General features: G+C 57.5%; 12 protein-coding genes. 6 read left to right on the top strand and 6 right to left on the bottom strand.

Annotated elements, in window-relative coordinates:
- Nucleotides 1-67: 67 nt before the first annotated feature.
- Together pyrE and RSQ48_RS14745 are read right to left on the bottom strand one after the other, a co-directional pair.
- Nucleotides 68-742: an orotate phosphoribosyltransferase gene (pyrE, locus tag RSQ48_RS14740; RefSeq protein ID WP_003801955.1), complete on the bottom strand. Its 675-nt coding sequence runs from the start codon at nt 740-742 to the stop codon at nt 68-70.
- Between the two features lie 52 nt (nt 743-794).
- Complete coding sequence (locus RSQ48_RS14745; RefSeq protein ID WP_131070923.1) at nt 795-1,685, bottom strand: LysR family transcriptional regulator; 891 nt, start codon at nt 1,683-1,685, stop codon at nt 795-797.
- Between the two features lie 202 nt (nt 1,686-1,887).
- Here RSQ48_RS14745 and RSQ48_RS14750 point away from each other — a divergent pair, with 202 nt between their 5' ends.
- The 3 genes from RSQ48_RS14750 to RSQ48_RS14760 all read left to right on the top strand — a co-directional run bounded on the left by RSQ48_RS14750 (nt 1,888) and on the right by RSQ48_RS14760 (nt 4,025).
- Nucleotides 1,888-2,289 (top strand): DoxX family protein, encoded by a 402-nt coding sequence (locus RSQ48_RS14750; protein WP_003801958.1) that lies wholly within the window; start codon nt 1,888-1,890, stop codon nt 2,287-2,289.
- A 59-nt stretch (nt 2,290-2,348) separates the two neighbouring features.
- Nucleotides 2,349-3,149, top strand: a complete 801-nt coding sequence (locus tag RSQ48_RS14755) for a DODA-type extradiol aromatic ring-opening family dioxygenase (protein ID WP_059318241.1) — start codon at nt 2,349-2,351, stop codon at nt 3,147-3,149.
- Between the two features lie 81 nt (nt 3,150-3,230).
- A complete protein-coding gene (locus RSQ48_RS14760; RefSeq protein WP_415301939.1) occupies nt 3,231-4,025 on the top strand; it encodes an exodeoxyribonuclease III in 795 nt (264 codons plus the stop codon).
- Between the two features lie 23 nt (nt 4,026-4,048).
- On the opposite strand, the gene RSQ48_RS14765 is transcribed toward RSQ48_RS14760, so the two are convergent.
- The 3 genes from RSQ48_RS14765 to RSQ48_RS14775 all read right to left on the bottom strand — a co-directional run bounded on the left by RSQ48_RS14765 (nt 4,049) and on the right by RSQ48_RS14775 (nt 8,211).
- On the bottom strand, nt 4,049-4,378 hold the full coding sequence (locus RSQ48_RS14765; RefSeq protein ID WP_003801964.1) for a c-type cytochrome: 330 nt from the start codon (nt 4,376-4,378) through the stop codon (nt 4,049-4,051).
- A gap of 198 nt (nt 4,379-4,576) precedes the next feature.
- Nucleotides 4,577-5,722 (bottom strand): copper-containing nitrite reductase, encoded by a 1,146-nt coding sequence (gene nirK, locus RSQ48_RS14770; protein ID WP_003801966.1) that lies wholly within the window; start codon nt 5,720-5,722, stop codon nt 4,577-4,579.
- A gap of 206 nt (nt 5,723-5,928) precedes the next feature.
- Nucleotides 5,929-8,211, bottom strand: coding sequence for a nitric-oxide reductase large subunit (locus RSQ48_RS14775; RefSeq protein WP_003801969.1), 2,283 nt, complete (start codon nt 8,209-8,211; stop codon nt 5,929-5,931).
- A 531-nt stretch (nt 8,212-8,742) separates the two neighbouring features.
- Between RSQ48_RS14775 and norR the strand changes: the two genes are divergently transcribed.
- Both norR and RSQ48_RS14785 read left to right on the top strand, forming a co-directional pair.
- The gene (gene norR, locus RSQ48_RS14780; RefSeq protein WP_059318238.1) at nt 8,743-10,284 is read left to right on the top strand and encodes a nitric oxide reductase transcriptional regulator NorR; all 1,542 of its coding nucleotides are present in this window, start codon (nt 8,743-8,745) and stop codon (nt 10,282-10,284) included.
- A complete protein-coding gene (locus tag RSQ48_RS14785; RefSeq protein WP_003801973.1) occupies nt 10,277-10,975 on the top strand; it encodes a Crp/Fnr family transcriptional regulator in 699 nt (232 codons plus the stop codon). The genes norR and RSQ48_RS14785 overlap by 8 nt, the downstream gene beginning before the upstream one ends.
- 6 nt (nt 10,976-10,981) lie before the next feature.
- Here the strand turns inward: RSQ48_RS14785 and RSQ48_RS14790 are convergent, their stop codons facing one another.
- Nucleotides 10,982-11,785: a formylglycine-generating enzyme family protein gene (locus RSQ48_RS14790; RefSeq protein WP_003801976.1), complete on the bottom strand. Its 804-nt coding sequence runs from the start codon at nt 11,783-11,785 to the stop codon at nt 10,982-10,984.
- A 174-nt stretch (nt 11,786-11,959) separates the two neighbouring features.
- On the opposite strand from RSQ48_RS14790, the gene RSQ48_RS14795 reads away from it, so the two are divergent.
- The gene (locus RSQ48_RS14795) at nt 11,960-12,430 is read left to right on the top strand and encodes a nuclear transport factor 2 family protein (RefSeq protein ID WP_131070925.1); all 471 of its coding nucleotides are present in this window, start codon (nt 11,960-11,962) and stop codon (nt 12,428-12,430) included.
- The last annotated feature ends 19 nt before the right edge of the window (nt 12,431-12,449 follow it).

The following is a 12,449-nucleotide window of genomic DNA, read 5'->3' on the forward strand; positions in this document are numbered from 1 at the left end:
ACAAAAACACCAGGCCCAGGCCTGGTGTTTTTTTTGTGCAGTACCGACACAAACCTGCGTGTGACGATCAGACGCCGTAACGATCCCGGTAGGCCTTGACCTGAGGAGCATGAGCAGCCAGCGTGGTGTCATCTGCCAGCACCGCCATGATGTCCGCCAAAGACGCAATGCTGATGACTGGAATACCGTAGGTCTGCTCTACTTCCTGAACTGCCGAATGAGCGGACAGTTCCTGATCATTGCCCGCCCGCTCCATGCGATCCAGTGCGATCAAGACAGCAGCAGGTTGCGCACCAGCCGCCTTGATGATCTGCATGGATTCACGCACCGAGGTGCCGGCAGTAATAACGTCATCAATAATCACCACCTTGCCTTGCAAAGGAGCGCCTACCAGGGTGCCGCCTTCACCGTGATCTTTGGCCTCTTTGCGGTTAAAGGCAAAGGGCACGTCACGCTCACCGATTTGAGGGTGCTCGGCAAGGGCGATGGACGTAGCCGCTGCCAATGGAATGCCTTTGTAGGCGGGGCCAAACAACATGTCAAAGGACACGCCCGAATCGAGCAGGGCCTGGGCATAAAAGCGGGCCAGTTGCCCCACGCTGCGTCCGGTATTGAACAGGCCGGCATTAAAAAAGTAAGGGCTCAAGCGTCCAGACTTGACCTTGAACTCCCCAAAGCGCAGCACTCCCTGTTCCAGGGAAAAGCGCACGAAATTGCGACGATTATCGTTATTGGCCGACATGACAGAGTATGAAAAAGATAGAGACAAAAGCATTTTAGCGTGTTGTGAGCCATCACTTGGCAGGTTCGGCCAGTTCTTCGAGCAAGAAGTCGATAAAACTGCGCACTTTAGGCGTCAAATAGCGCCGGCTGGCATAGACTGCATGCAGTTGTTGCAGCTCTTCACGGTAATCGGGCAAGAGACGAACCAGGCGACCGGACTCCAGGTCGTCCATCACCAGCCATTGCGGCAAGTAAGCCAAACCTGCCCCACCCAAAGCGCAGTAATAGGTCAGATTCGTATTGTCAGAACGCATAAAAGGATTCAGACGTAAGGACTCCGGCCCGTCCGGCCCCAAAAACTCGAAACTGGGCTGCTGCAAGTAACTGGGACTGATGGCAGGCAAACGCATCACGTCCGCGCAGTTACGGGGCATGCCGTATCGGGCCACAAACGCAGGGCTGGCCACTAGATGAAAAGGGGTGGGACAAATCAGGCGGGCGATCTGATGGGGGGCCGGTTCGCGCATGACGCGCAAGGCCAGGTCAAATCCTTCCGCCACCAGATCCACCTTGTGATTGCTCAAGCTCAGCTCCAGCGTCACCTCAGGAAAGCGTGTTTGGTAATCCTGTAGCAATTGCGCCACTTTGCGGTTTGCAAACCACACTGGGGCAGTCAGCCGCAGCACTCCTTGCGGCTGATGCGCGGAGCCCGACAAGGCTTGTTGCCCGCGCTCCAGCGTGTCCAGTGCCTGCAAACAATAATCGAAGTAAGTCTGCCCCAGCTCGGTCAGACTCAAACGACGACTACTGCGATGAAGCAGCCGGGCGCCCAACTGTTTTTCCAGGTTGGCCAGGTGCTTGCTAACCATCGGCGCTGACATGTCCAGACGCTGAGCCGCTGCCGCAAAACTGCCCGCGGCGACGATTTCGCGAAACACCCGCAGGCTCTGAATAGTATCCATGCTTTCCTAATAAGAAAGTATCTAATGAAAATAGGGCTGTTTATTTCCTGATAGTAATTGATTAAGCTTGAACGAGCGCTAACCCGATGCCTGTCTGGGCCTTGAATGGGCGGGACCAGCTTCAGGCTGAGATCGAATCTCAGGCACTCCCCGGGCCAGGTGCTTTTTTTACCGCTACCGTCAACTTTCCAAAGGAAAACACATGAACGCCCTTACTTCCAGCTGGACTCCTCGCATCCTTAGCCTGCTGCGCATCGTCACAGGCTATTTACTGCTGACACACGGTACTGCCAAGATCTTGGGCGTCCCCCAAGTGGATATGTTTGCCAACCTGCAAATCGCCTCTCTGTATGGCGTGGCAGGCATCCTGGAGCTGATTCTGGGCGGCTTGCTGGTGCTTGGGCTGTTTTCCCGCTTTGCAGCCTTTGTCGCATCCGGCCTGTGCGCGTTTGCTTACTTCATTGGTCACGCCAGCGCCAGCACCTTTGCCACTCCAATCCTGAACGGCGGTGAAGCAGCGGTTCTGTTCTGCTTTGTCTTTCTGTATCTGGCCTTTGCCGGCCCAGGCCCCTGGAGCATCGACGCAGGTCGCAGCGCCGACTGATTACCCTAACCAAGCCCTTACCCCACCCTGCCCCTCCAGGGCAGGGGTCGGAGATCATCATGACGATGCCTACCTATTTCATTTCGCACGGCGGCGGCCCTTGGCCCTGGATGCCCGAGGCGCAAACCATGTACGCCCCACTGCGTGCTGCCTTGCAGGATATTCCGCGCCAATTGGGACGCAACCCAAAAGCGATCCTGATGGTCTCCGCGCACTGGGAGGCACAGCAGGAAAACCTGCTGGTTGCTGCCGCTCCCCAGCCCAGCATGGTGTACGACTACTACGGTTTTCCATCGCACACTTACGAGATTCACTATCCGGCACCGGGCGATCCGGCGTTGGCTCAGCAAGTCTGTAATTTGCTTGAGGCCGCTGGCCTGCCCACCCGCCTGGACAGGGAGCGTGGCTTTGACCACGGCGCTTTCGTACCCGCGTATGTCATCTACCCGCAAGCCAAAGTGCCGATGGTGCAACTGTCCATTCACGCCAACTACGACCCGGCCCTGCACTACGCCATGGGCGAAGCCCTGGCTGCTTTGCGGGACGAAGATGTGCTGATTATCGGCAGCGGCCTGAGCTATCACAACCTGCGCAATATGGGACCAGGCGGGGTCGAACCGTCCGCCCGGTTTGATACCTGGCTGGACCAGAGCCTGAGCCTGCGTGACCCCGCTGCCCGCCGTCAAGCTTTGATGGACTGGGAGCAGGCGCCTGCAGCCCGTATTGCCCACCCGCGTGAGGATCATCTGGTGCCGCTCATGGTCGCCGTCGGTGCGGCTCAAGGGGATGCGGCTTACCGCTTTCACCATGAGACCCAGGCTTTTGGCGGGCTGACTGTATCCAGCTACCGTTTCGGCTGAACCCGGTAACAAGCTCTGACGGCCACTGACATGCTGACAGTTTACGGGTTAAAGTGCTGACGCTATAAGGAGAATTGCCACGTGTTACGCGTCACCTCGTTAAACGTCAACGGTATTCGGGCTGCTTTTCGTAAAGGGCTGCCCGCCTGGCTGCAAGCCCAGAAGCCCCATATTGTCTGCATGCAGGAAATCAAGATCAGCGAACCGGATCTGACACCCGATCTGACCCATCCCGGGCAGTATCACGGCCACTTTCACCATGCCCAGAAAAAAGGTTACAGCGGCGTCGGTCTGTATTTGAGCCACCAAGCAGAAGCCGTGGCCCAGGGCATGGCCTGCGACGAGTTTGATGCCGAAGGCCGTATCATCCGCGCCGACTGGAACACGCTCAGCGTCATCAGCGCCTATCTGCCCTCAGGCTCATCGGGCGATGAGCGCCAAACGGCCAAGTACCGCTTTCTGGATCATTTTGAACAGTGGATAGCGGGCCTGATGCAAGAGCACCGCGAAACAGGCCGTGAGTTCATTATTTGTGGTGACTGGAATATCGCGCACCACGAAGCCGATTTGAAAAACTGGAAAGGCAATCTGAAAAACAGCGGTTTTCTGCCTGAAGAGCGCGCTTGGATGAGCAAAGTGCTGGGCGAGCTTGCCTGGGTGGATATCTACCGCAGCCTGCACCCCGATACCACGGACGAATGCTACACCTGGTGGAGCAATCGTGGTCAGGCCTGGGCCAAAAACGTAGGGTGGCGCATTGATTATCAAATTGCCACCCCAGGTATTGCCGCCAAGGCGCGCAGTGCAACGATCTATAAAGAAGAACGTTTCAGCGACCACGCCCCCCTGACGATCGATTACGACTGGAGCTTGTAAATGCCCCAGACAAGGCCGATGCCCTAACTGGCTTTTTCAATCATGTAGCGCACCACACTGCGCAATTGTTCATCAGTGGCCTTAGGAGCCGCACCGCGGGGGGGCATGGCGCCCTTGCCATTGATGACCACCTCCATCAAGGCGTCTTCACCTTTGGCGATCAAGGGCTCCCAACGAGCCTTGTCACCCAGACGGGGGGCATTGGCCATACCGGATGCGTGACAGACCATACACGAGGACTTGTACAGTTTCAGAGCCTCGTCGGAGTCGGCGTGGGCTGCAGGCGCGGCAGCCAGCAAAAGCAAAGCGGCCATGGCGGAGTACATCATGGTGGCGGGACTATCGGTTCTCATGGGTTTACCCTTTAAACAGTCGGCATGAACGCATGCCCGGCTGATACGTCGTGTTTTGAACAGGGTAGCTTCGGCCCTTGGCCTGCCACCCTGCTGCCTGCTTGATTACTGCACTAGCTGTTGACTACCAAAAATCCCGAGCGAAATTGCTTTGTACACCAGAATCTCAATTCCGCACATCGGGCCCGCCTGCCTGTCTTAGGCTTTGATCGGGCCAGGAGGGCTGACTTGCTTCATCAAGTCATCGTTCCACTCGCCTTCGACCAGCACGTGACCGGCTGCGCCCAGCTCCATCGCCTCGATCAGGTTGTGGTTCACATAGGCGTACACACCGGGCTGCTTGAAGGTGTAGAGTGCCACACCAGCAGAACCACCACGAATGAACCAGGTCTCCAGGTTCTTGGCAGGAGGGTCATCAAACTTGCCCAACTCCCAGACCCAGTCGCCGTGACCGCCAATCAGGTGAGGACGGGTGTCGCGGTTGGCTTGCGAGTGGATGAACAGCACGGTTTCACCGACCTTGGCTTTCATGGCGCCGTCGCCCATCAGGGCACCCACCTTGCCGTTGAACACCACATGGCTGGGGATCAAGCCGCGCATGGTTTCCAGCGTATCGCCGTAGCTTTCAGCCGAGGAACCATATTTTTTGAAATTGCCCTTTTCGTCGCGGGGAATGTAAAGGTCAAATTCACCAATCGTGTAAACACGGTCGTAATGCAAGGCGTTGCCTGCCGGGTCCTTCAGGCCGTCGCGTGGCAATACCATGACCGTGCCATGCATGCCCTGGACCACGTGCCAGGCTACCGAGCCCTCGGGAGCGCAGTGGTACACAAAGGTACCGGTGCGATCCGCCTTGAAGCGCAAGGTGGCTTGTTCGCCAGGGTTCACGTTGGTCAGCTTGGCACCGCCCAGCGCACCAGTCGAGGCGTGAAAGTCGATGTTGTGCGGCATGGTGTTGGTGGCCGGATTCACCAGCGTGAGTTCCAGGTAGTCGCCTTCATGGACCACCATGGTAGGACCGGGCATGGAGTCATCGAACATCATGGCGTGCATGGTGGTCCCATCCCGATCGACCTCGATCTCGCGCTCGGAAATGGTCATGCGAAATTCCACGACACGTGGCTCGGGGCCGACTTTCTGCTCGTGCTTGTGGACCATGGGAGGCGCAACCAGATCCACCTTGACCCGTTCCAGCTTGGCGATCTGATCTTCCGTACGCGCTGCCAGCCAAGGCGCGTTCTTTTTGGGGGCGGCTGTTTCGCGGGCTTGTACTTGCGCCGCCAACAAAGTGGTTCCTGCGGCGACACCTAGGCCAGCACTTTTCAAGAAATGACGACGTTCCATACTACCTCCGGTTTGATCCAGGCGTAATGCCTGCTGATTAAATGTTTTTCAGATCTAACAGTTACTGAATGTATTGGACCGCAAACAGACTTCGCACTCTTTGCTGCAGCGCAAGCATCTCGTAGAAGCAACAAAAAAACCGCCCGAAGGCGGTTTTTTTCTTAGACGGAATCTCACAGAAGAACAGAGTCCATCCTGGCAAGGGATCAGGATGCCTTTACTGCGCCTGCAGCATGCGCTGCGGCACTGCGACGGCCAGCCATGATACGTACCAGAACTTGCTGGAATACGAGCAGAGCACCGGCAATGAACACAACGTCACCCAAGGTGCGCCACCAGCGCAGGGACTGCAAAATCGGCTGCTGCATGAACGCTTCGCTACGTGCGTACCACATGCCCTCGGAGATGCTGGCCCAGGCCTGGATAATCCCGGCAGGCAGCAAGCTTACGAACATCATCAGAACCAGCCCCCCGTTCAATGTCCAGAACCCCCAACTCATCAGACGATCGTTGTAGCGAACCTCTGGCGAGATATAGCGCACCACCAGCAGGACAAAGCCCAGCGACAGGAAACCATACACCCCGAACAAGGCAGCATGGGCATGCAACGGTGTGGTGTTCAGACCCTGAATGTAGTAGAGCGAGATCGGCGGATTGATCAGGAAGCCAAATACACCGGCACCGAGCATGTTCCAAAATGCCACGGCCACAAAGAACATGACGGGCCAACGCAGATCGTTCATCCAGCTTGCCTGCTTTTGCATCTTCCAGTTGTGGAAGGCCTCATAACCCAGCATGATCAAAGGTACCACTTCCAACGCGCTAAAGGATGCGCCAATCGCCATAATGGGCGTGGTCGTGCCGGAGAAATACAGGTGATGCAAGGTTCCGGGCACACCGCCTACCAGAAACAGGGATGCAGCAGCCAGTCCGGCAATCGTGGCACTGCGTTTGGAGACCAGGCCCAGGGTCAAGAAGATAAAGCCCATGGCAACGGTGGCAAAGACTTCAAAGAAACCCTCTACCCACAGGTGGACCACCCACCAGCGCCAGTACTCCATGATAGTGATGTTGGTATGTTCACCGTAGAACAGGCCCGTACCGTAAAAGAGGCCAATTGCCACGGTGGAAATGGTCAAGAGCACCAGCAGATGATTGTCGCCCTTGTCACGGCGCAGCGCTGGCCACATGCCACGCAACATCAGCAAGAGCCAGAAAGCCAGACCGATGAACTTGATGATTTGCCAGAAACGACCCAGGTCCAGGTACTCGTAGCCTTGGTGACCGAACCAGAAATTCAGTTCAGGAGGCAGGATATTCTTGATGGCGAGGAAGTTGCCGGCAAACGAGCCAATGAAAAGCACGACCAGGGCACCGAACAGCACATCTACGCCCAGGCGTTGATACTTGGGGTCCTCGCCACCGTTAATCAACGGCACCAGAAACAGACCGGCGGTTAAAAAGCCGCTGGCAATCCACAGCAGCGCAGCTTGAATATGCCAGGTGCGGGTCAAGGAGTAAGGGAACCACTGCGATACGTCTATGCCGTAAAACATCTGGCCTTCAACGGTGTAGTGTGCGGTAAACCCACCCAGAAACACCTGAATGACAAACAGGGCGACGGTCAAAAAGGCGTATTTTTTCAGCGCACGCTGCGAAGGCGTCAGACGAAACGCCAGCACCGGGTCTGTCGCGGGTGCAACCGGCGCGGCCTCCTCTTTGTGGGTGAAGGCCCAGATCCAGACCAGCAGGCCGATGCCGGCCAGCAGTAAAACAATACTGACAATGGACCAGACGATATTGGCCGTGGATGGATGGTTGTCCACCAAGGGCTCGTGCGGCCAGTTATTGGTATAGCTGACGGTCGTGCCGGGACGCTCGGTAACCGTCGCCCAGGACAGCCAGAAGAAAAAGCGGGTCATGTCCTGACGGCGCTGCAGCTCCGGCAAGGTGTTGTCCTTCATGGCAAAGCTTTCACGACTGGACTTGAGCTCAGGGGCGTCGCCAAACAGATCAATATAGTACTGAGCCGTCGTGTCGATGGCCTTGGCACGCCGCTCGCTGATCTGCAGCACACCCGTGGCCTCATCAATGCGGTTGGGACGATATTCGTCCTGCAATTCCTGACGCAAGGTAGCCTGCTGACTGCTGGTGAGCTGGTCGTAATTGAGCGAATAGGTTTGCTGCGCGGCCAGATCCAGCCAGGCCAGCGCTTCGCGGTGCAACCAGTCTGCGCTCCAGTCCGGAGCCTGGTAGGCTCCGTGACCCCAGATTGATCCCAATTGCATTCCGCCCGTGCTCTGCCAGGCAGACTGGCCGCGATGTATCTGTTCCTGTGATGTAAATTCACGTCCATCCGGGGTAAGGACCTTGACGGGCATCGGAGGTGCTTGACGATACACCTCCACCCCAGTCCAACCGAGAATGGCAAAGGTCACCATGGTGACTGCCACCAGGGACCACCATAGTTTCTTGTAGCTACTACGCATGTTGTTCTCCGTCTCGCTGATGTGTCAAACGACCTATTCTCCCCCGGTCCTGGCCGGACCTGGGCAGGGGGTCATAAGCGGAGTGGGCACTGCCCCATCGCGATGAGTGACTGCCTGAAAAAGAATCCAGCCCGGTCTCCCGTTGCGCCATGGGCACTGCCGGGGTGCGGAACTGTTTAAGAAGACTGGCCACGGAGGCGCTGCCTGGCTGTTGCAAGCGAGCCAGAACGGCAGCATCTCCTACTGAATCCGGCGTCTCTAAGGACCCGCCAAGGAATCGATGTCTAAAAAAAACCGGCCTGTTTGCATCGTCCGGGCCGCCAAGCGGTGGACGAACCGGAGCACAAGCCGTGTAGCGATGTTCTGCTAAGTCGGGGGTCATGTCATCGTCCTTAAAAATGTATGACAAAACACTTAAAGCAAAGACCGTGCCAACTTAAAAACGATATGGATCAATGGTTCGCTTCCAAACCAGGTATAAACTACCCTAAGAAAACCGGGTATTTTTCACCATAAGGGTATTTTTCACCCATGCTAGATCTCATGATTGCCGATTTGGCCACTGAAATTCCAGGGCCGCTACGCCTGCAGCGCATGGTTCATCTGCTGGCGCGACATTTCGGCTGTGATGCCGCCGGTTTGCTGAAGCTGGACGACACCGTATTGCGCATTGTGGCGGCCAGCGGTCTGGGTCATGACACCTTGGGCCGGCATTTTGTCATTGCCGATCATCCCCGGCTGACACGCATTTTGCATACCCCTGGCCTGACGCGCTTTGAGCCCAACTGCGGTCTGCCCGACCCCTACGATGGCCTGCTGGATGACAAGCTGGGTCAGCCGCTGCCGGTCCATGATTGCGTGGGAATCCCCCTGCAGATCCAAGGTGCGGCCTGGGGGATTCTGACCCTGGATGCCTTGCGCCCCGGAACCTTTTCTGCCTCCACGCTGGTGGAACTAAAACACTGGTGCATGGTGCTGGAAAGCGCCATCCGCATCAGCGAGCTGGAAGAGGAAAATCGCAGTCTGCGCATGCTCTCTACCCTGCCCCCTGATTATTTGTCGCGCCACAATTCGACTTCCATCATTGGCAACAGCAAGGCGCTTTTGGAGGTCATCCAGCTGCTGGACACGGTTGCCACCTCCGAACTGCCGGTTCTCTTACTAGGCGAGACAGGCGTGGGCAAAGAGCTGTTTGCACAGCGCCTGCATCAACGCTCGGCTCGCCACCACTCCCCCCTGATTTACGTGAACTGCGCCGCTCTGCCCGATTCGTTGGCGGAGAGCGAACTTTTCGGCCATGTCAAAGGCGCTTTCTCGGGGGCGCACGAACATCGCGCCGGACGCTTCGAGGCCGCGCAGGGCGGCACCCTGTTTCTGGACGAAATCGGAGAGTTGTCTTTGACGATTCAGGCCAAGTTGCTGCGTACGTTGCAAAATGGCGAAATCCAGCGCCTGGGGGCCGACCACCCCATTAAACTGAATGTGCGGCTTGTTGCGGCCACTAACCGGGACCTGAGTCAGCAGATTGCACAAGGCGGTTTCCGGGCCGACCTGTACCACCGCCTGTCCGTTTTTCCCCTGACAATTCCGGCCTTGCGCGAACGCCATCAAGACATTCTGCTGCTGGCCGGTCATTTTCTGGAAATGAATCGCTCCCGACTGGGCTTGCGTGGCATTCGCCTCTCGCCCGACGCGGAAGCCGCTTTACTGGCTTATCATTGGCCAGGCAATGTTCGCGAATTGGAACATCTGATCAGCCGTGCCACCATCCGCCTGTTGGTCGATACGCCAGACCGTAACCAAATATTTACGCTTAGCGCCGATAATCTCAATTTGTTACCTTCTACCCTGGAGCCTGCGGCAGCGACCACGCAATCTCTGGGAGTGCCACACCCCTCCTTGCGTCAGTCCGTTGAACAATTGCAAGGACGCTTGATCCGGCAGGCTCTGCAGGACAACGACGGTAACTGGAGCCAGGCTGCCCGACAGCTTGGCATGGACCCCAGCAATCTGCATAAGCTGGCCAGCAAACTAGGGCTTAAAACCCGCTCAGAAAGCTTAAGTGATGACTGACATTTCCTACCCCTCCTTGTTAGCCAGCCTGCCCCTGTTCTCTGACCTGGACGCGGCCAGCATCGACCAGCTCTGGCAAGAAGGACGGCTGATCCACTATGACAAGGACAGCCAGGTCTTTCGCCAGGAGCAAAGCAGCGATCATTTTTTTGTGCTGCTGCAGGGCTTGATCAAGGTCGTACGCACCATGCCCAATGGCTCCCAGTTACTGGTCCGTTTCGCCCTGCCCGGCGATGTGATTGGCATTGCCCCCGCCCTGCGGCGACGCAACTACCCGGCCACTGCCATCAGCGTCACGAGCAGCGCCGCCCTGGCCTGGCCAGAAAAGTCCTGGGACAGCCTGACCCAACGCTTTCCTTGCCTGCTCAGCTCGGCGCAGGACACAGTTGCCCAACGTCTGAGTGACGCGGACGACCGCCTACTGGAAATTCACAGTCTGGAAGTGGAGCAGCGACTGGCCCACAGTTTGCTGCGCCTGATTCGCCAGGTGGGCCAAAGCGGTGCGCAGGGGACATCCCTGAGCATTCCCGTGACCCGACAGGACCTGGCCGATCTGGCTGGGACCACCCTGTATACGGCCAGCCGTGTCGTCAGTAGCTGGGATCATCAGGGCTTGATCCTGGCAGGGCGCAAGCAGATAACGATTGCCGACCTGGACAAATTTGCCCGAGCCGTTCTGGAACGCGGCTAAGCGCCCTTAGTCCTCCGTGACAAGACGCAGACCCAGATAGCGCGGGGGCACGCCGACCGAACATGCCCCGGTTTTGGGGTCACGGATGAAGTCGGGCATCACCGCGATATGCTCTCCTCCCAAGGTGCGGACGCCGCAGTTTTCCAGACGGGATTCCGCGCGGGGCATGCTGATGCGGTGAACGCGCACATGACAGGTATTGGTCCATTCGGCCACCTGTCCCCCGGCATCAAACACGCCATAGGCATTGGCAGTACCCTGGCCCAGGGGCGCCAACGGCACCTCCTGCTCCTGCTTGCGCTTATAGCTGTCCTGATATTCCTGGAGCCACAAGGCGGCCTGCTCGTTCTCATCCAGCCCGCCCTGGGCCGATTCAGGCACTTTCTGGTCTGCGAAGTAACTCCATTCCAGATAATCCGGCAAGCGGAACTGCTTGCCGGTGCGCTCGCTGAGCCAAGCCGCATAATCCTGCCCGTCCTGCCAGCTCACCCCCACAACCGGCCGATCTTTGGCCTGTCCCCGGCCCACCGCATCCGCGGCCTTGCACCGCTCGGCACGAACACATTGATCGTAGTCGTACTGGCTGACTTGATACTTCATGACTTTCAAGCTGGGAGCCGGGGCATACATCACGGTATCGGACGCAATCAGGCGCCCATCGAGCAAGTACTCACCAGCCTGCATGACTTCGCGCGCCGGACCGGCCACTTCCACCAACTCTGGCAAGGCGGCTGAATTGTTGGGCTCGCCAGCCGAGCATCCGGCCAAGATGGCCGCTAACAGCACGGTTCCCACTACACGGCTTTGCATTGTGAACTCCCAAAAGACAGCCACCATTGAAACGTAGCCAGTGGTTCATGTCCTTGCGCCAAGGCAAACAGCGTCCTTAAGGCATCAAAATTCTCCGCTCACCCGTTCCTGCCCCTTCCTTGAGCCTTATACTGCTGGTCTCCCATCGGCTCCTTGAACCCTCAGGCCAAAAAAATGAATGCTGACTTGACCACAGGTTCCGAAGATATGGCGGCGGCAGTGCGCCGTCTTGTCCATCTTTATCAAGGGCTGACGCCAGACCGGCTATCCGAGCTGGAGGTCTGTTATGCGCCTGACGCCCATTTCAAGGACCCCTTCAATGAGGTAGAGGGCGTTGCGGCCATCCGCGGCATCTTCGAGCACATGTTTACGGCGTTGCACTCGCCACGCTTTGTCATTACGCAGCAGATCGTCCAGGACCAACGAGCCTTTCTGGAATGGGAGTTCCGCTTCCGCATCAAACGTTGGAAGCCGGATCTTGAACACTGCATCAGGGGAGCGTCAGCGCTGTCCTTTGACGGACAAGGTCGGGTGACCCATCATCGCGATTATTGGGATGCGGCAGAGGAGCTTTATGAAAAGCTGCCCTTGCTGGGTTTATTGATGCGCTGGCTGCGACGCACGATGTCCACATCGGAAAAGTAGCCCCCCTCACACTCCGTCC

The sequence above is a fragment of the Alcaligenes sp. SJTW-7 genome, assembly GCF_047716895.1.
GTDB classification, from domain to species: Bacteria; Pseudomonadota; Gammaproteobacteria; order Burkholderiales; family Burkholderiaceae_B; genus Alcaligenes; species Alcaligenes ammonioxydans.